We start from the raw sequence: 18,862 nt of genomic DNA, 5'->3' as shown, positions 1-18,862 counted from the left end.
GAAATGATCACTTCAATGGGGGCGCAGAATATGCCTGGAAAACACGCATCGAACGTGCGGACAAAGCACAAATATCTGGACTGGCTGAAGCAGGCCGATGGCAAGGATGAAAAGACGCTCGATAAAGTCGCGGCGGCGCTGACGGCATTTGAGAAAGCGGTCGGCGGGAAGGACTTCAAGCAGTTTCATCGCGGCTGGGGGGAAAGGTTCAAAGCGCACCTCGCCAAGGCGCGGAACAAGCGGACGAAGAAGCCTTTGTCACCCTCTACCGTGGATGCAATGCTGGCCTATGTGAAGGGCTTCGTAAAATGGCTTGCGGACCAGCCGGGGTACAAGTCGCGGATCAGCCATTCGGATGCGGCCTATTTCAACAACTCGCGAAAGTGCAGGCGCGTGGCCCATGCGGCGCGGCCCGTGCCGTATCCTTCGATGGATCAGGCGCTGCATGCGTTTCAGGCGATGCCGGAGGGCGACCAATACGAACGGCGGGACAAGGCGCTCTTTGCCTTCTTCATGCTGACGGGCGCGCGCGATGGGGCGGTGGCGAGCCTGCTTCTAAAGCACGTGAACCTGTTCGATGGGCATGTGTTCCAAGACCCGCGCGATGTGGCGACGAAGAACGGCAAGCTGATCGACACGTGGTTCTTCCCGGTGGACCCGCTCTATCGGGAATGCCTTGAGCGGTGGATCACCTATCTGCGCGAAGTGGAACTGTTCGGGGATACGGATGCCGTTTTTCCCAAGGCGGCGATGGGGATGGTGGACAAGCGGTTCGCCAAGGTCGGGTTTGCTCGAGAAGGCTATGCATCGGGCGCGCCGCTCAACGCGATCATCAAAGCGGCTTTTCGGTGGGTCCAGATGCACCCTTTCACGCCGCATGCGTTCCGTAAGACGCTGGTAAGGTATGGCGATGGGGTTTGCAGCTCGATGGAGCAACACAAGGCATGGTCGATGAACATGGGGCACTCGCATCTGGCGACGACGGTAAACAGCTACCTGCCCGTAACTCGCGAGCGGCAGGGCGAGGTAATGAAGGGGTTTGCTCTCGGGCAATCGTTGAAAAGCTCTGAAACGAAGTAGCAATCGGCCCAAAACGGAAGTTGGTTGTAACCTGCTTGCAGCATCGTGGTGTCTCCAAAGCCAACCTTGGCGAACGGATTTGAGGTAATTGATTGTTAACCGTGTCGTGCCACAAACAGCCATGCTTCAAGTTTGGAAAATCAGTGTGCCCGCTGACGGTGGGCGAGTTTCATCAGTTCGGGGATGGGCGGTAGCTAATACAGCTGCGGAAGCAGCAGAGCTGTCGGGCGTTCCTCAATCAAGCGTAAGCGCCGATCCAGAGCGCCTTTGGATCGCAAGGGAGCGTGTCGTGTGGGAGAAGTGATTCACGAAGCTCTGAGTTAGGCGCGCAATCTGACGGTCTTTGTTGAGAGAGAACTCCCCAAGTGGACCAACGCATCTCTGTCCTTAGCACCCGTCAGTGACATTTAGTCGGCGTTTACCAATTTTTAACCAAGATGAACGAAGCTCGAAACATGGTCTTAAATGGTCCATTACTAGTGACTGCGGTAGTTGGCTTATCTGTCGTGGGAGTTGCTTCAGTTCTGACGGGCTACTCTTTTTTGGCAATTCTTCTGTTTTGCGTGTCATTGTCGTTCGGCGCGTCGTTTGTGGTCTTCATCTTCCTTCTGGTTGTCTCTCCTTTCTGGCTGGGTCGCCAGACAGCACCTTTGCGGCATGACATTACTCCAAACGGCTTCGTTGAAAGATCAACGATCATCAACCTTCATGATCACGATACGAAAAATGGTCTGGAAAACTGATAACTCAGACCAATGAGCGCAGCCCCACGTGACGCAGTTGCTAGGCGGCGCAACACCTCAGCAATAGTTTGCTCGCCTAATCCGTGATCGAGCCGCTGCCGTCTCGAGGTGCGCATATCGGCCGCCCGAATACCGGCGACAATCCAGTGCGTGTCCTGCAGCGATAAGCGCTGCACCGATGTCCTCGCCGTCGGCGAAACAGACGCCCACCCAGCGGTCATGGGTCCGCTCGCCATTGAGATCGCAATCCACCGCTCGCCCAGAGAGGTAATTGACCATCCATCGACGGGCATCTCTCCCTGCTTGTGTGCCCAATTCCGGAGCGTCTACTCCGTTCAGGCGCACGGGAGTGCCAGAGACAACGATTGTGTCGGCATCGCGGATTTGCACCTGCGCCTGTACTTGCACGGCTAAGAGGAAGAGAGCGAATGCAATGGCGTATCGCATCGGTTGGTGTCCCACTATCGTTGACTCAGAGCGGCCAAAGGTGGCCCCACCGAAGAGGATGTGCAAGCAATCAGGGGGCAGGAAAAGGTCTTCTAGCGGGTCGCTTTCTTTACTTAAGGTCAACGGACTAGCTTGGGGTATGTGCACCCACCCCTACAAGATATCGGCTAGATCCCGCTTATGTGATCCAACGATTAACTCTTCATTAACGAAGATTGACGATTCTCCAGACATCGATAGGAAAGGAACGTCATGACCCATCTGACAGACCACCTAACAAAACTCACCTGTGCTGCCGGCACGGCGCGCGACCTTGGATATGTGCATACATGTCGCGCACTGGATCGCATGATTGCAGAAGAAAAGGCGCGTCTCAAAGCAACGATGCGACCGGGAGGCGCTTTTGCCTCACCAGCTGCCCGTGAAAGTTAAATGTCCGCATAATGCCTCGGCAGAACTACGCTTTGCTCATCATTTTTGGTGGTTAGGTGTTTGTTAACCAATATCCACAGATACTGACCGTGTCACAACGGGGAGAATGTCTTGGGATATTCGGATTCGGTTTTCGGCGTTGCAGCCGACATTGTGTGTTCGGCGGAGAACAGTTCAACTGCCGATCCCATGAGGGTTTTTGAAGATCTGGTCATTGCTCTAAGCCTAGACACAGGTTTGCCAAGGAAAGAAGCCCGCATTCGTTTGGCAGCAATGCTTCCCGTTGACTACAATGCGCTGCGGCGGCGGCCAGCTCTCGATGAGCCTGACTGTTCTGTTGTGGAGTTCAAGCCTCGGCGTTCCCGGTAACTATTGATCGCCGAGAAGCAGTTCGGGACGAAGCCGCCCTTGACTGCTGACGCTCTAACGACCGCTTTTCGATCTGTAAATGTCGTAGTTTACTACGAACCAAGTAGCTGTGTTGCATGGCGTAAGGAGGCGAGAAATGCCAAACAGAATGCCTAATGCGAGGTTTCCAAACAGGATCGTTAGGTGTCGGAAACTGGCAATTCGCGTTTCAAAGAAGGCAATGCCTGGAGCGATTTGTCTTTTTCTCTCGACCCCAAAAAATCACGTCGTTTGAATGACTCAAACTCCATGCGGTCTACTTGTAGCCAAGTCAACGCCTCAGAAATGGAAGAAAAAATTCTCACGTTCATGGTCTTATGATCTAACATGAGCATGTAGAACATGTGAGATATTCCGTATCCAAGATCGCTCGGTGCCGCAATGGCAACGTCGACGGGGCGGTCAAGTTTGCCAAAGCCTCGCTGGTAGAACCCCTTCAAGGAAAAGACATCCCTGAAGCGTGCCCGTGCGTCAGAAAGCTCATCTAGGTCGACTAAAAACCGAATGTCTTTTCTGAATTCTGGATCTTCAAAAAAATTTAAGGCAGCAGTTTTCATTTCTGTCAAATCCGTTCTTCCACTAACTTTGACATATTTCAATCTGAGTTCGCGATAAATCTTGTACGAAACTGGCAAATCACTTCACCCTTTATACTCGAAGATAGATAGTGCCACTCCAAAAAGGCGGAAACGCTCATGAGGCGAAACGCCTGGATTCTTCTAACTGCAAGTACTCTGTAAATTCTGCTCCATTCATCGGCGCCGCAAAGAAGTAGCCTTGAAGTACGTCGCAGCCCAGTTCTACTAGCGCTTCTGCCTGAGCTTCAGTTTCAACACCTTCGGCGGTTACGCACGCACCGAAAATGCGGCCTATATTAACAATGGCCCGCAATAGTTCTCTGGAATTTTGGTCAATTCCTAGCCGCCTTACGATACGACCATCGATTTTCACTGCATCTGGCGACAGCTTTTGCAACGCGAGGATTGATGTTCGGCCGCTGCCGAAATCGTCAACTTCGATTTGAATCCCAGCCGCTCGAGCATGTTTAAGACAACGAAAAAAACTTCTGCTCTCTTCTTCGATAAACACAGTTTCCAGCACCTCAAGGGATACCGTGCCTGGATAATTATTTGAGCGTTCAATAATCTCGCCCATGCTTATGCGTATTCGTTCGGAGCCAATATTGAATGATAGGTTCGGCGGCCTGTCGGTAATGATCAACCACTCAGCCGCCTGTCTCATCGCTGCGTCAAATATTGAGCCATCAATCTTGGCTAGCAGGCCTAGTTCTTCAGCCTGGGACAGAAAAAAACTTGGCCCGACCAGCCCAAGTCTTGGGTGGTCCCAGCGCGCCAATACTTCCACGCTCACTAACCGCTTTGTCTTCGCATCTATCTGTGGCTGAAAATATGGTTGGAATTCATGTCCCAGAATGGCCCGCTCCATGTCAACGCACATCGAGCGGCGCTCCAATATCGCGTCCAAATCTTTTTGATGGAACCGGTTGACGCGTCCACGCCCTTCTGACTTTGCGCGATTGAGTGCGACGTCTGCATGCAGGAGGAGGTCGCCAGTACTCGAAGATGGTTCAGAAGCTACACCAATGGACGCACCGACGCGGCAGTGTTCAAAACGAAGATCTATATCTTCCTCGAGCCGTCCTATAATCCTTTGCGCCAAGTCTTCGGCCCGCCGACCGTCCGCGAGTTGGTTCACGAGAATGATATATTCGTCTCCCCCAACTCGAGCGACCAAATCAGCCTCACAGGCTTCCTCAAGCAGGACCATTCCAACTGCAGACAGAATCTCGTCGCCGGCAGCGTGACCCAAACTATCATTGATCAATTTGAAGTGGTCGAGATCGATAGCCAACGCCGCCATTCTACTTGGTGAGTTATTGGGTCGCGATTTAAGTTTCTCGACTTCGGCACTCAGCAGGCGACGATTTGCGAGTCCAGTTAGTTGGTCATGGTTGGCCTGGTGCACGATCTCAGCATTAGCGAGTTCTAAGTCCTTCGCGTAAGCTTCCACTTCTCGCGTTTTATTTACTAGTTCCGTGATGTCTACTCTCAAAATCACAAGGTCGCCGTTTGGAGCTCTAGTTCGATAGAGCCTGTGATGAATGTCGCCATCAAGCCTCAAGTCCTGCACTGGCCTGCGAACATGTTGCTCCTGGTGTTGGAGGGAAGACCAGGCATCTTCATTGCCTACGGCATCTGCGATAAGGCCTGAGCGGATTGCGTGCTCGGCAATGACGGTTCGATGCATGCCAGTCTTGATAAACCCGTTAGTGCGACTCATGGAATGCTCGTACGCTGCGTTCCAGATGACAATGCAATCCGTTTCGTCGTAGATGGCAAAGGGAAATGGATAAGCATTCAATGCCGACAGAAGCCGGCTATGTGCTTTTTCGGCGTTCCTCCTTTCCCGAACTAGGGCCGTAGAATCTAGCCTTGTGATCATGGTATCACCAAGCGGAGTGACGCTTCGTATGACACGGTGGTGGATATCCCCTTCGAATTCGAGATCTTGAAAAGGTATCGAGGGGTCTGATGCTTTCAGATAGTCTTGGACTGAAGTTCGGCCGTCAGGGGACACATGTTTCAATAAGCCATCCCTCAGCGCTGTCCTAGCGATCTCTTCGAGCGTCATTCCTGGAGTGATTGAACTTGGTGCCCTTGCCATGGATGACTTGTAAGCACTGTTGCAGGCTAGGAGCCTTGTATGAGCGTCGAACAATGCTATGGGGGAAGGGTGACTGAGGAAGGCTGCTAAGATCCTCTGACTATCCAACCGTGGGTTTAGAAAGTCCGAAGTGATGAATTCAAGTTGGCCGATGTCCTGCTTAGTTGGCAAAGTTCGGTCGCTTGCATTGAGTGCGACGTCACGGGTCGCATGATGACCACTTCTCATGATAGTGTATCAGTCTGTAGGTCGATGATCTTGATGAAAGGCCCCGCCTTACCTATTTGCTTTCTAAGAACTTTTACCTGCGAAGTACTAGCATTCTGTCGCATCCTCTTGGAGGCTCGGCAGAAACAAACCACAACTCTGCGCAGTCTCACTTTATGAAGCTCGTGCATTTCTCCTCGCTAAAACTACCGTTGCAGATGAGCACTACCTAAGGGCAGATGGTTAACGAATGGTTAATGCCCAAGCGCTGTTAGCACCAGGTGCCGCACTTGGCCGTGACAATTTGCGTCGTGACAGCTTCAGACGGCAGCAGTTCCTCTCAGGGATTGAGAACTTTAATCCGCTCGCGGTGAGCTTCAAATATCTGACTTCCGAAAGCGGACGTTAGCTGCGTCGAAGCAAGCCGACAAGCCGGGCTCTAAGTGGACGCGGAGGCGATGCTGCATCTTTAGTAACGAGCAGTGAGGCCCGCACAGCAGCCGTCGGTTCGTCATCCAGCGGATGGCTGCCATTCGCCCATCTAATAAGCCGTGCAGTCGACTATTGATTTCCGCACTCGCTCATAGGCGTGCAAGGTGTGTTATGGTGATTGCACCTTTTAACTGCCTGAGCCTTTGCAATGCGCCCATTTCTTGCCCTCTTCCTCACCCTTTCGCTGCCCCAGCGTTGGCCGATGACTGCGTCCAAGGGCTGCAAACGCTGCTGACGACAGACCTGACTGCTGATGGACCCTATATTGCAGAGAACTTGAACCGAATGGCGGGGGCCGAGCAAGTCTATCGGCAGTCCTTCTTGCCTGACGGTCACTTTCTTGTGGAGACGATCAGCCCGGAGGGCCAGCCCGACACGCTGCATTACCAAGGCGGCGCTTGGAACAGCGATGGCGCGTGCGGTTGGACACTGGCGTGGCAGATGGATGCCGAAGACGCCGCCGCTGGCATCGAGGCGCAGCGACAAAGCATGGCGCAAGGCGTGCTGTCGGCCACCTGCACAGCCAATATAGATGGGACCGAACGGATCGAGGGCATGATCGGCCCGACCCCGCAATTTGGCCCCGAGCTGTCGGTTGGCTATGTGGTCGATGCAGATACAAGGCAGGTTCATCAGCTCACCTGCGCCTACACGCTCTACGGCATGTCCGTTGAGCCGCAATACGACATTCGTCGCGCCCCGTACCTGACCCTACCGCTGCTGCCAGGCCAGTAAACCGGGCGCGTGCCAGTCTCCAGTCAGCCTTGCCACCGACCATCGACACGCGCGGCCCATATCAGACCACCGGCGCTTGATGTTAATGCTGCGGTGCAGCCCCTTGAACCAGCCATTCGCTAAACTAGCACAATTGGAGTAAGGATGAATGACTGCAACGCGGACTTTTCTGCCGCTCACGTTGAGAATCCGAATTACTGCTCTGTTGGGTCCAAGCTACGATGGGCTCAAAGTAACAACGGCATCGAATGCCACGACATTCTGAAAGCTGAATTTCGGATTTGAACACCTAACAGTGCTCACAAGTCTTTAGATCACCTAAGCGCACCCTAGGAACACGTGATGCCGATCAAGAACAGGCAGTACTTGCTAGCAGCACAAACGCCGCCCTTTTTCAGGAGCGGCGTCGAAGTGGATAGCCTAGGCGATCCCTCATCGGGAAACGCAATCATTTAAGATTCTTGAGTTGATAAGTTTAGTGACTGCTCAAACTGAGTCTAGGGATGCAGTATTAACTGCAGGTTAAATTATCCCCGCGCCAGTTTCATTCGGTCTTTCAAACGAGTTCGCACGTCGTCCATTGCTAGCGCGCAATCCATGCTTAACATGATGACGTAGTCATCCATCCCGAGAAGTGCTTTGTCCTGTTTCGGCGGTTTTTGAGAAACCAACAGAGCCTCGACCGTGTCGAAGACAGCTACAGAGTATGTCATGCCCTTCTCCTCAAGATGACAAGCAGGTATCCGCAGAGATAGGTTAACAAAACGCTAATTCTTCGGCACGGAGCTCAGGCAGACTGTTTCTAACAGCGCCTTTAGCTTGCCTCAGACTCTTTGCGTAGAGGGGGCGGATTGTCCCCTAGGAACTGAAGCGAAGCACGCATCCTTGTTTTTCCTGAGCAATCATTTTGGACCTGTCTCGTTTTAGTGCCGCCCCAGTTGCTCGTTTAGGCTACTTTCCGTTTGAAGTCGGCTGGGCTTTTCCAGCGGAGTGCTGAGTGCCGTCGGCGCAGATTGTAGAAGCCGTTAATGTACTCAAAGATTGCCAACTTGGCCTGCCTGCGCGTTTCCCATCACCGCCGCCATATCAGTTCGGCTTTGATGGTCTTGAAGAAGGTCTCAACAGCGGTATTGCCGTAACAATTACCTTTGCCGCTCATCGACACCTTGAAGCCGTTCTGGCGCAAGATCTTCTGGTAGTCGTGAGAGCAATATTGCGACGCACGATCCGTGTGGTGGATGCAGCCTTTGGGTGGCGCACGGAAGGCAAACGGCATTTTCAGTACCCGGATCGCCAGGTCGCATTTTATCCGATTGCTGACGGCCCAGCCGACAACGCGACGGGAATGCAATCCAGGATCACAGCCAAGTACAGCCAGCCTTCGCGCGTCCAGACATAGCTAATGTCACCGGCCCACTTCTGGCTCGGTAGATCAGCCGCAATGTCGCGGTTGAGCAGGTTTGGCGCAATATTGAACTTTTGATCGCTATCGGTTGTGACCTCATGTTTGCGGTTTCTGACGACGTAAATTCCGTTCTGGCGCATCAAACGGCCAACGCGACGATGGCCAACATCCACACCGATCTCTTTCAACTCTTCGGTCATTCGCGGCCTGCCGTAGCTACCAAGGCTCAGGCGGGACTGTTCTTTGATGTGTTCCAGAGTGACCATATCAGACCGTTGTCTTCGACTGGCAGGGCGATTGCGGAATGCACGTAATCCACGCGCACTGACGCCAACAACGTCGCACAACCGGTTAGCGGGGAAATGGCCTCGGTGTTCTTCGACAAAGCTAAACCTCATTGTTTTAGGCCCGCGAAGAACTGGGTGGCCTTTTTTAAGGTCTCCCTTTCCTCCTTGAGAAGCCGGTTCTCGCGCCGAAGCCGATCGTTCTCTTTGGCAAGGTCCAAATTCTCTTTCGAAACCCAATCGATGTCTCGATGTGCCGCGATCCACTTGTTGAGTGTCGACCTGCCGACACCAAGATCTTCAGGCACGTGCTTACGCGTAAGTCCACTTGTCAGTGCAATATGCACCGCATCAGCACGGAATTCGTCTGTCCGGTTCAGTCCCATGGTCAGTCTCCTTTGTTGCAGTAAATGCTATCAAAGGAGCGGCATCAAACCGAGACAGGTCCACTTTTGATTGAAGTGAACTAAAACCGAAGCGGCTAGTAGGATGATGCTACAAAGAGCAACTGCATAGTCAAAACACAAAGTCTTCAGACCCGAGATCAAGTAGATTCACGCCGACCAAAAAAATGCTACTGTCAGCAGATGTCGAGATTAGCACGCCCTCGCTTTGCTGCACTGCTGCCGCCATGACATCTTCGTAGGTGTCAATAGTCGACAAGTCGTTAAAGGATATTTTTTCAGCATCATTGCTGGCATCGAAATCAAGGATTACGTCGTTGCCGTGACCATCCTCAAACACGAAGCGGTCGGCGTTGAAATTGCCTTCCATCGTGTCGTTGCCCTCTCCGCCGATCAGCGTGTCAAACCCACCGCCGCCCACTATGTAGTCATTCCCCGCGCCGCCATGGACCCAATCGGACTGGAACCCGGCGCGCACCAGATCATTGCCTTCGCCGGCGTAGATAGTGTCATCGTGATTGGCCCCGAAAAGACGGTCATTGCCTACGCCGCCATAGATCAGGTCTTGGCCATTGCCGCCGCGTACCACGTCGTTACCGTCTTCGCCGTAAAGTGTGTCGTTGCTGTTGTCGCCCAGTATAATGTCGCGTTCATTGCCGCCAAAAATCAGGTCCTCGCCCTGACCGCCGCGGATGGTGTCCACGCCTGCGCCGCCGTAGATGGTGTCACCCTGATTGCCGCCCCAGATCTCATCACGGCCGCCTCCCCCGTAGATTAAGTCCTCTTGGTCGCCTCCGTTCAGGAAATCGTTCCCGCGGCCCCCGTCGATGAAATCAGCACCAATACCACCTGCAATCTGATCGTTTCCATCGTAGCCATAAAGACTGTCTTGGCCACTGCCTCCCCAGATACTATCGTTCCCACTTGAAGCCTTCACCAGATCATCGCCGTCATCACCATACACCGCGTCATCCATAGTTCCACTGTAGATGGTGTCATTACCTTCACCGCCAGAGATAACGTCGCGTCCCCAGTTTCCATGAATTAGATCGTCGCCGTGTCCACCGAAGATCGTGTCTGCGAAACCGCCGCCAACCAACGTATCGTTACCCCCGCCTCCATAAAGAAGATCGGCGCCATTCCCCCCATCAATCAAATCGTCGCCGCCTCCGCCATGAATGGTATCATCACCATCGTAAAGCATAAGCTTCTCGTCGGCGTCAGTGCCTTTGTGAACGGTGGAGCCTTGAGTAAACACTATAGCCCCATCCGGAGCCATTGCGTGACCATAGTGAAAGGTCAGCTGGACAACCTCGTAGGGTTTCAAATCGAGACTAAAAATTCCGTCCAAGTTTTTGTCAATGCTTGTTACCTCAGTAATAATTGCATCTCGGTGATGATTGTTCACTTCATTATAAAATATGCTTAGGCCACTAACATGGGAATATCCTGAGACAAGCGCAGAAAGATCGACATCAAGCGTCTCAAACTGGTCATTGCGTGAGCTAAAAAAGACAGTCTGAGTATACGAGTTAACGGTAACACCGTTCACAGATTCTGCAACGTCCTGGAATGCGGTGACTTCTACGGAACTGTCAGTTTCCCATTCAAGGTCAAGGAGTTCATCACCAACCACGGACTGACGCAAAAGATCAAACATCGCACCTCGAGTTGTGTTGGTCATTATTTCCATTCCATGGATGGAGGTGACCTCAATGTCCTCGTGTTGAAGCAGGAAGGAATTTCGAGTTGCATGTAAGAACGGCCACGCGAAGGCAGTGTCGACACCTGCCTCAACCATGTTTGTTAGATGCTCAAGGAAAAACGATGCACCATGTATCCCAAGATCCAAACCACTTTCAGAAAAGGACAAAAGGTTCGTGATATTGTATTCACCCACATACGTCTCTAGATCCTTGCCAGCCCAGGTATCCCAATTTGCGTTTCCCCAACCATTCAGATTTTCGTCGAGCCCGCGATCTTCTGCAAATATTCCCGAGTCGTTATCAAATGCACCTGCATTACCGTCACGCCAATAGAAGTTCCGAAGCACACCATCGACCGTTTCCATGGCGCCATTTACGGATGCAAAGGCTTCCTGTATAGCCATATTGGCAGTCGATAGGGAATTACCGAATGCTCCGCCCAGGTTGCCGCTAGCTTGAAGAATGATGTGCGGATCCATGCCAAACTCGGAAGCGCCGTTGTGGATCGCCACTGCAGCCATACCAGCGGCTTCTCCATAAGCAGTCTCGCGCGACTCGTCTCCCGGAGTGCGCCCACCCCAATATTCGTTGCCTAGTTCGTAACCAGTAACTGTGTCTGGGAAATCTCGCGCCACGATGGAAGCAATTTTCTCAATCCCATTTAGAATTTCGGCTTGGTTTGGGCCGCCAAATTTCTCCAAAGATTCAACTGGCAGAACAAGATTCACACTAATTCCTAGCTCTTGAGCATGTTCTAAGAAGTTCCGCAAGAACGGTGGTAAATCACCGTCGACAAGCATCCCAGTTTCAGAGAAGATCGCTTTGTCTTGGCCGGCCGGGAAACGTACTGACGAGACGCCAAGCTTTTCCAATGCGGCAAGGGCTTCGTTGGTTAGAAAGCCTAGTTCATTTCCTTCATTTCCGCCCCAAGGTGTTTCGCCAGTATGCGCTCCGACAAGGACATTCACATTAAAGAGTTCTTCGTTGAGAGTACCACCTGTGTGAGTCTTTTTTGTGATTGTGAGATCGATCATCGGGAGCTCCAGTATGCACTTATTGGAGCTGACGATGGGAGGGGTGAAGGCCTTCAGCGTGACACAACCTTGTCAGAAGAGCGATGAGAGATGGCTGAAATGAGATCTAAGTTGAAAATTTTTCTTAAAGGTGGTGAGCAAGGGTAACACTAGTGAGCTGGTCTCCATTTCTTGGACAAGAACTGGCGTAAATTGGGTTACCTCTTGCCCTTGCTGATCGGGGTTGGTTGTTTCGTTTCGCTTCCAATAGACGACGGCAGGTGGCTTGCCGCCAAGTGCTGAATGTGGTCGCTTCTGATTGTAGAATTACATCCACTTCCTGACGGGAGCCTGTACCTCTAATCCGGACTCCTAGGTGTGCACGTAGACGCATTCGTAATTCAGGGACTGCCACAGCCGCTCTAAGAGATGTTGTCGACGAACCGAACCTTGCCATCCATAAGCTGAGGGCGATGGAAGACGAGCATGCTAGGCTCAAGCGCTTGCTGACCGATACGATGCTGGACAATGCCGTTCTGAGGGATCTGCTGGGAAAGAACTGACGACGCCGAATGAGCGGCGAGAGGCAGCGCTTAGTGCGATGCGGGATCACGACATCTCGCAACGCCGGGCCTGCCGACTTGTCGGGATCAGCGATGCCACATAATACAACTGGCGGAAGCGGTTCGGTGGGATGGGACGTTCGCAGTTGACAGAACTGAAGAGCTTGGAGAAAGAGAACGCGCGGCTGAAGAAGATCGTCGCCGAGCTCGAACTGGACAAGCTCATTCTCAAGGAAAGCCTGAACCATCTAAAGCCCAGGGCCTGACCACAGAGGAGCTTCGTCAGGCCGTCATTCACACACGCCAGAAGTTCGCCACGTCTGAGCGGCGGGCGTGTCGGGTGATTGGCGTCGCGCGAAGCTCCCTGCAATATTGGCCGACACCGAGAGATGACGATGCACTGCGGCTAGCAATCATACGGCTGGCGAAGCAGTACGGTCGGTATGGCTATCGCAAAATCACTGAGCTGCTTCACGTTGAGGGCTGGCGGGTTAATCACAAGAAGGTCGAGCGGCTGTGGCGCGAGGAAGGATTGCAGCTTCCACAACGGCACAAGAAGCGCAAACGGCTCTATCACAAGGACAGCTCGATCATCCGAATGCGGCCCACGCATCCGAACCATGTCTGGGCCATTGACTTCGTCCACGACAAGTTCTGCAATGCTCGGAGCTACAAGATGCTCACGGTTCTCGACGAGTTCACGCGGCAAGCCTTGACGGTAACGGTGCGCACTAGAATGGGAGCCGACGATGTCCTCGAAGTGCTTTATCCACTGCTTATGAAGCATGGTACCCCAGAGTTCTTTCGATCAAACAACGGGCCTGAGTTCGCTGCCGAAGCGATGCAAGCATGGCTTCGAAGAGTTGGTATCAAGCCGATCCGTATCTATCCCGGATCGCCCTGGGAGAACGCATACTACGAGCGGTTTAACGGCACGCTGCGCCGAGAGGTTCTCAATGCGGAGTGGTTCACGACGACCGACCAGGCTCAGATCGTCATCAATCACTGGCTCAAGCAGTACAATCACATCCGGCCGCATCAGGCGCTCAACATGCGTCCGCCTGTTCCGTAAACCCTTTTAGAGAAACCCTCGATCAGTGGCCCAGAAAAAGGGGGCTAGACACTTTCGTTTTCGAGCGCCGTTGACGCTGACACAGGAATCAATAGTCTAGACGAACCACAATCCCTGTACACAACGGGCTGTGTTTCGGGGGGCAGGTCACTGGGCTCGTATTGAAGTACTAGAATGGCGGTCAACTGTTCATCCCGTAGGGCTATGGGAACGCCCCGCCCCGCTCAAGTCAGTTTCCTCCAACTGCACCGTCCAGCCGTGTACCGCCGCCTTGATGGCCGATGCTCCGCGAGAACAATCCCTAGTCCATTTTTGTTAGTATGTGTTAACGGCTATTTGGTAACTAGGTTGGTCCAGTTTGTTGCGAAGCACGGTGCGAGATTTGACGCTCATGGAGGCGTTTGCAGCCGAGCACTTGATCGTGCGTCGCAAATCCATTTGTGTAGTTGCTCGAGAACTAGCCGATTGTTTCCCGAACCTGCCCGCCCTCAGTATCTGCTTCACACTCGCATCTGTAGCTTCAAACCTCGAAGTCAGCCTAGGTGTTAATGGGGCACCCGGCTTTCCATCGGCTCCGGACATCTACCGTGTGATCGCGGTCTTGTCGGCTGACATATTCAGCCTCGAACTGACTCATGGGCATCAGATTACCGCTAGTTTCCTAGCGGGGCATTGGGATGACATCCGTGACCCAAAATTCAGGGCCACAGCCTAGCCGAGAGAAAAGGGACGTTGCGGTCCAAGATTTGTCTCGACCCCGACCTTGCTGCCAGTGCCGTAGCGCTGAATGACAACGCTTGAAAACAATCACCCTCGCTGGAGAAATGAGAAACTGCCACTAGGCTATTCACACGAGGCGGCTGAAGTAATGCCATTCTCGCGGAGTGATCGGCCATCTGAATCTGACGCCTGAGGCTATCAGTGGGTGGATGACAGCAAGTTGGGGCCAAAACAGCATTCGTCGAGCCGGGGTCACCGCTCTCGGGACATCGCCATGCGATGCCCTCACGGGCAGTGCATGGGAGAACGGATAAACGAGCAACTAGGGCGGCAGTAAAACGAGACAGGTCCAACTTGAAAGGGGAGCGTTAGTTCATTTCTCAACGCTATGAGACCGACCTGCCCCGCTCAAGCGAAGTTCTTCTGACAATGCCCTTCGGACTTTTCAGAAGAACAGGTCACTTGGAGCAACGATGCGCCGCGTATTCATCGCTTGAAAGCCGAGGATCTCATTGACTTCCTCTTCAGATTTCCCGATGTCCAGCAGGAAAGCTTCGATGAGCTTAACTTGAAAACAACTAGAAATTGGGAAGTCGTGGTGCTTTGCCGCTTCAAGGAGATCAGCAACAACATCCAGCATGGTCTCTTGCGACATTTTCTGTTTCCTTGGGACACTTGGATAGTGCGCATCGAGTCTCAAGGTTTAGTGAACTCTTTAATTCTGGCCAAAATTGGGCCCGCTCACTTGAAGAGTGATCGACGCCGAAAGACTTTTGTCGACACCGTCAAGTGCATTCACGACGCTCGTACAACTGCTGTAATCCACCCTCTGATAGCCTCGGCATTGAACTCGAGACCATTGTCTGACACAGAAATAGGTCGGAATGCCGCGCAAGATGAACTGGCCGGTCAACGCGTCGATGATCTCGGTTGAATTCAGCTTCCGCTTCTCCCGGATCGCCAGACTTTCCGGGCTGTGTTCGTCCAGATTGTTCAATGTCCTGAATGCGCGGCCATCGTCCGTTCTGTGATGCACAAAGTCGTATGACCAGACGTGATTGTAATACTCGGGGCGAAGCCGGATACATAATCCACCGTTAAGCCAGAACCGCCCCTTCTTTGTTCGTTTCATTGGCACCTTCGGCCCATGGCGCCGCCACAGACGTTCGACACGTTTGTCGTTCTCCTGCCAGCCCGCAGTCCTAAGCAGGATAGCAAACCGGGGATGGCTATGTCCGCCATGCTAGCGCATCTGCTCGATCATGTCCGCGATCAGACGTTCTTCGTCAGCACGACCAACGGGCAATCGCCGTCGTGTGGACCGGTGCTGATCCAGAACACGGCAAACCCGTCGCTCAGAAACCTTCATTTGGCTGCGGATCAGGTTGAAGCAGGCGCCCCTCTCGGTAGATTGCTTTGCAATCGCCTGCCGGGCAATGGACGACGCGAGGGGCTACGAAGTTTCCCGTACGGCTTCCAAGAGGATCGGCTTGTCCAATGTAAAATCGGAAACGGCACGAAGAAGGCGCTCATTCTCCTTCTGTAGTCGCTTCAATTCCTTCAGTTGTTCCGCGCCCATTCCGCCGTACTTATTCTTCTAGTGGTAATAGGTTTGCTGAGCCAAACCAATCTGACGGATCGCATCAATCTGGGGCATGCCTTGCGCCATTAGAAATTCAACCTGACGTGACTTTGCGACAATTCCCTCGGACTTGAGCCTCCTAATCGCCATTTCAGGTCCTCCGCATTCCAAATTATGGGGCGAACCACTTCTTTGGGGGAGGCTCAGACGAGCGAGGCTATTGGTAGAGGGGGCTAAGGCTAAGGTTAGTCCAATTCCACCAGACATGTCTGTCAAGGCTACGAAGCGCGTTAACCAAGCTTCCAACTATCGGTCGTCAAGCCCTTTTCTTATGTTACAAGAAAGAGGGTTTTCTCGCTAGCGAAAGAAAGATAATGATTGGTATTCTTGCATTATTGGCGATGGGTATCGGTGTGTCTTTCATGCTGCCAGATGGCGCTGAAGACGATGCCCAGGTGCCAGATGGAAACCTTGAGCCTGATGACGATTTCTTGAAGCATCACGGATCTAGTGGCTCACCTGACCAGACTGACCTCCTTGACTTCGTGCCGCCGGGTTTCGATGAAGAGTTCACTGAGAACGCGCCGGCTGACCTTGATTTAGAACCCGCTGTGCCTGATCTAGTTGACTTGAATGCGGAAGGAGAGGAATTCAATCAACCTCGCGCATCCAATGCTCCATACGAAAACGACTTTGATTTGAGTGCGTTTGTGAAAGTCGAATTTGCGGAAGACATCGACAATAATATCGCTGGCACGGAAGGTAGCGACTTGCTCGTTGGAGGGTACTCCTCAGACCTAGTGAATGGTGGTGCGGGAAGTGATTTTCTTTTTGGTGGGCAGGGATCCGATACTTTATGGGGTGGCGAAGGAGATGATCTAGTTGTCGCAGTCGCCAATCCGTTTCTTGGAGATGAAGCTGCTGCCTCAGAGCTCCACGGTGGCGAAGGAAATGATACCCTCATAGGGGAAAACGACGACCTTCTGGTTGGAGGAGAAGGTATTGATTTCTTCCACGTTTTCTCCGGTGATGGAGAGCCTGGCGCAATTTCGCATATTTTCGATTTCGATGCGTCGACAGAGTCGCTATTGGTCGAAATCAGGGACGATCAAATGGGTGGCGATCTTGATTTCGATCTACGGCAAGTCGAAGCTGGAGTGGAGGTGATCGTGAACGGCATACCAGTTGTTTTCCTTGAAGGAGTTGAAGACGTTTCGGAGCTCAACATTCAAGCGAGAAGTGTGGGTTATTGACTGCGCTCTGTGTAAGTCTTGAAGAAGCTGCATTGTGGCGCCGCTATCTGCCTCTGAAGAGTCGGGACCAGGTATTTTGGACTAGACGCATGACGGCTGTTCGGTCCAGCTGAAAATGGGTCTGCCCCAACACGCGCTATTGTCGATGACCTGCCCTCGAAATCTCCCGCATTGTCACGTAGGGTTTGCTCAACCTTTTGAAGGAGCAAACAAACGCGAAAGAGCCGTTTCACCGAGGCACAGATCATCGGGATGATCAAGGAGCAGGAGCTAGAATGCCGACGGCGGAGGTGTGCCGCAAGCACGCTCTAAGCCAGGGCACGTTTTACAAATACATATCGAAGTATGGCGGCATGGAGGTGTCTGAAGTCGCCAAGTTGAGGGCGATGGAAGACGAGAATGCTAGGCTCAAGCGCTTGCTGGCCGATACGATGCTGGACAATGCTGTTCTGAGGGATCTGCTGGGAAAGAACTGACGACGCCGAATGAGCGGCGAGAGGCAGCGCTTAGGGCGATGCGGGATCACGACATCTCGCAACGCCGGGCCTGCCGACTTGTCGGGGTCGATCCAAAGACCGTCCGGCGCGAACGCCCGCCGGACAACCCTGAGATCAGGGCAGAGATGAAGGCCGTCGCTGCCAAGCGCCGCCGGTTTGGCTACCGGCGGATCGGTGTGATGCTGGGGGGCAAGGGAATGATCATGAACCACAAGAAGCTGTATCGGTTGTACAGTGAGGAAAAACTGGCGTCAGGCGACGACGGGGCCGCAAACGGGCGCGTGGGGCTCGAACACCGATGTCGGTGGCGCTGAGGCTAGATGGAGGCTGGTCCCTGGACTTCCTGTCGGACACATTCGGGGCATCACGCCGGTTCCGCATCTTGGCTGTGAACGATGATTGCTGCCGCGAGAACCTGTGTCTAATGGCCGATACCAGCATCTTGAGTGCCCGTGTCGCGCGGGAACTGGATGCGCTGGTCCGACTCTAAGGCAAACCGGCTAGAATTGTCTCTGACAACGACACCAAGTTTGCTGCCGAAGCAACGCAAGACTGGCTTCGAAGAGTTAGCATCAAGCCAATCCGTATCTATCCCGGATCGCCCTGGGAGAACGCATACAACGAGCGGTCTAATGGCACGCTGCGCCGAGAAGTTCTCAACGCGGAATGGTTCACAACAACCAAGCACGCGCAGATCGTCATCAATCATTGGCTCAAGAAATGCAATCACACCCGCCCTCATCAGGCGCTAAACATGCGTCCGCCCGTGCCAGAAACCATTTTAGAGAAAGCCCAAATCAGTGGCCCAGACACAGGGGGCTAAACAACGAAGTCTTCGTCTAGAAACATTCTCGAAAAAGCCGTTTAGAAAGGCTCTAGTCAAGTGCCTCAGCTTCGAGTCACAGTGCTAGCAGGGCTCTTCGAACGCAAACATTGGCCTGACTGAGGTATGGAAGTCATGAACGAAATCATCAACTTTGTGATGAACAACGCGTGGGATTTCATCGCAATTACAGTAGCAGTCGTTGTTATCGGCTTTCGAAGGTTTGAACGACGGGCGAAACAACAAGTGGATCGATAAAATAAGTGCTGCTGGCGCGAAGTGCGACGGGAAAACTAATTGCGTTGCGAGGA

12 protein-coding genes and 6 pseudogenes are annotated in these 18,862 nt (G+C 53.0%); 9 read left to right on the top strand and 9 right to left on the bottom strand.

What is annotated here, in order from left to right:
* The first annotated feature begins 3 nt into the window (after positions 1-3).
* Entirely contained in the window at positions 4-1,080 is a 1,077-nt protein-coding gene (locus AC6I9R_RS17580; RefSeq protein ID WP_461427185.1) for a site-specific integrase, read from the top strand.
* 437 nt (positions 1,081-1,517) lie between these two features.
* Entirely contained in the window at positions 1,518-1,823 is a 306-nt protein-coding gene (locus AC6I9R_RS17575; RefSeq protein ID WP_461427186.1) for a hypothetical protein, read from the top strand.
* A gap of 57 nt (positions 1,824-1,880) precedes the next feature.
* Here the strand turns inward: AC6I9R_RS17575 and AC6I9R_RS17570 are convergent, their stop codons facing one another.
* On the bottom strand, positions 1,881-2,270 hold the full coding sequence (locus AC6I9R_RS17570; protein ID WP_461427187.1) for a thermonuclease family protein: 390 nt from the start codon (positions 2,268-2,270) through the stop codon (positions 1,881-1,883).
* A 252-nt stretch (positions 2,271-2,522) separates the two neighbouring features.
* Here AC6I9R_RS17570 and AC6I9R_RS17565 point away from each other — a divergent pair, with 252 nt between their 5' ends.
* Positions 2,523-2,702, top strand: coding sequence for a hypothetical protein (locus AC6I9R_RS17565; RefSeq protein WP_461427188.1), 180 nt, complete (start codon positions 2,523-2,525; stop codon positions 2,700-2,702).
* Positions 2,703-3,250: 548 nt separating this feature from the next.
* Here the strand turns inward: AC6I9R_RS17565 and AC6I9R_RS17560 are convergent.
* Positions 3,251-3,709 (bottom strand): STAS/SEC14 domain-containing protein, encoded by a 459-nt coding sequence (locus AC6I9R_RS17560; RefSeq protein ID WP_461427189.1) that lies wholly within the window; start codon positions 3,707-3,709, stop codon positions 3,251-3,253.
* Positions 3,710-3,803: 94 nt separating this feature from the next.
* Complete coding sequence (locus AC6I9R_RS17555; RefSeq protein WP_461427190.1) at positions 3,804-5,762, bottom strand: putative bifunctional diguanylate cyclase/phosphodiesterase; 1,959 nt, start codon at positions 5,760-5,762, stop codon at positions 3,804-3,806.
* A 927-nt stretch (positions 5,763-6,689) separates the two neighbouring features.
* On the opposite strand from AC6I9R_RS17555, the gene AC6I9R_RS17550 reads away from it, so the two are divergent.
* The gene (locus AC6I9R_RS17550; RefSeq protein ID WP_461427191.1) at positions 6,690-7,229 is read left to right on the top strand and encodes a hypothetical protein; all 540 of its coding nucleotides are present in this window, start codon (positions 6,690-6,692) and stop codon (positions 7,227-7,229) included.
* 527 nt (positions 7,230-7,756) lie between these two features.
* Here AC6I9R_RS17550 and AC6I9R_RS17545 read toward each other — a convergent pair.
* The 3 genes and pseudogenes from AC6I9R_RS17545 to AC6I9R_RS17535 form a co-directional block, all read right to left on the bottom strand.
* Positions 7,757-7,942 (bottom strand): hypothetical protein, encoded by a 186-nt coding sequence (locus tag AC6I9R_RS17545; RefSeq protein WP_461427192.1) that lies wholly within the window; start codon positions 7,940-7,942, stop codon positions 7,757-7,759.
* 233 nt (positions 7,943-8,175) lie between these two features.
* Positions 8,176-9,304 (bottom strand): annotated as a pseudogene (locus AC6I9R_RS17540) (IS3 family transposase).
* 130 nt (positions 9,305-9,434) lie between these two features.
* The gene (locus AC6I9R_RS17535) at positions 9,435-12,062 is read right to left on the bottom strand and encodes a calcium-binding protein (protein ID WP_461427193.1); all 2,628 of its coding nucleotides are present in this window, start codon (positions 12,060-12,062) and stop codon (positions 9,435-9,437) included.
* A gap of 440 nt (positions 12,063-12,502) precedes the next feature.
* On the opposite strand from AC6I9R_RS17535, the pseudogene AC6I9R_RS17530 reads away from it, so the two are divergent.
* The 3 genes and pseudogenes from AC6I9R_RS17530 to AC6I9R_RS17520 all read left to right on the top strand — a co-directional run.
* A pseudogene (locus AC6I9R_RS17530) lies at positions 12,503-12,705 on the top strand (IS3 family transposase); the annotation flags it as partial.
* A 15-nt stretch (positions 12,706-12,720) separates the two neighbouring features.
* Positions 12,721-12,870: pseudogene (locus AC6I9R_RS17525) on the top strand (IS3 family transposase); the annotation flags it as partial.
* Positions 12,867-13,676, top strand: coding sequence for an IS3 family transposase (locus tag AC6I9R_RS17520; protein WP_497863116.1), 810 nt, complete (start codon positions 12,867-12,869; stop codon positions 13,674-13,676). The pseudogene AC6I9R_RS17525 and the gene AC6I9R_RS17520, both read left to right, overlap by 4 nt.
* A 1,165-nt stretch (positions 13,677-14,841) precedes the next feature.
* On the opposite strand, the gene AC6I9R_RS17515 is transcribed toward AC6I9R_RS17520, so the two are convergent.
* The 3 genes and pseudogenes from AC6I9R_RS17515 to AC6I9R_RS17505 all read right to left on the bottom strand — a co-directional run.
* Positions 14,842-15,051: a hypothetical protein gene (locus AC6I9R_RS17515; RefSeq protein WP_461427194.1), complete on the bottom strand. Its 210-nt coding sequence runs from the start codon at positions 15,049-15,051 to the stop codon at positions 14,842-14,844.
* Between the two features lie 155 nt (positions 15,052-15,206).
* A pseudogene (locus AC6I9R_RS17510) lies at positions 15,207-15,768 on the bottom strand (transposase family protein); the annotation flags it as partial.
* A 68-nt stretch (positions 15,769-15,836) separates the two neighbouring features.
* A pseudogene (locus AC6I9R_RS17505) lies at positions 15,837-16,128 on the bottom strand (transposase); the annotation flags it as partial.
* A 224-nt stretch (positions 16,129-16,352) separates the two neighbouring features.
* Between AC6I9R_RS17505 and AC6I9R_RS17500 the strand changes: the two are divergent.
* Both AC6I9R_RS17500 and AC6I9R_RS17495 read left to right on the top strand, forming a co-directional pair.
* Positions 16,353-17,231, top strand: coding sequence for a calcium-binding protein (locus AC6I9R_RS17500; RefSeq protein ID WP_461427195.1), 879 nt, complete (start codon positions 16,353-16,355; stop codon positions 17,229-17,231).
* A gap of 252 nt (positions 17,232-17,483) precedes the next feature.
* Positions 17,484-18,551, top strand: a pseudogene (locus tag AC6I9R_RS17495) (IS3 family transposase).
* Positions 18,552-18,862: the final 311 nt, after the last annotated feature.

This window comes from Gymnodinialimonas sp. (genome assembly GCF_059726805.1).
Note: the sequence above shows the minus strand (reverse complement) of the source record. Positions and strands in the feature narration are given on the sequence as shown.

Coding starts and splice junctions, on each gene's coding strand:
- AC6I9R_RS17515 (WP_461427194.1), bottom strand. CDS start 15,051: ATGTCGCAAGAGACCATGCTGGATGTTGTTGCTGATCTCCTTGAAGCG.
- AC6I9R_RS17545 (WP_461427192.1), bottom strand. CDS start 7,942: ATGACATACTCTGTAGCTGTCTTCGACACGGTCGAGGCTCTGTTGGTT.
- AC6I9R_RS17500 (WP_461427195.1), top strand. CDS start 16,353: ATGATTGGTATTCTTGCATTATTGGCGATGGGTATCGGTGTGTCTTTC.
- AC6I9R_RS17575 (WP_461427186.1), top strand. CDS start 1,518: ATGAACGAAGCTCGAAACATGGTCTTAAATGGTCCATTACTAGTGACT.
- AC6I9R_RS17580 (WP_461427185.1), top strand. CDS start 4: ATGATCACTTCAATGGGGGCGCAGAATATGCCTGGAAAACACGCATCG.
- AC6I9R_RS17570 (WP_461427187.1), bottom strand. CDS start 2,270: ATGCGATACGCCATTGCATTCGCTCTCTTCCTCTTAGCCGTGCAAGTA.
- AC6I9R_RS17555 (WP_461427190.1), bottom strand. CDS start 5,762: ATGACGCTCGAAGAGATCGCTAGGACAGCGCTGAGGGATGGCTTATTG.
- AC6I9R_RS17565 (WP_461427188.1), top strand. CDS start 2,523: ATGACCCATCTGACAGACCACCTAACAAAACTCACCTGTGCTGCCGGC.
- AC6I9R_RS17535 (WP_461427193.1), bottom strand. CDS start 12,062: ATGATCGATCTCACAATCACAAAAAAGACTCACACAGGTGGTACTCTC.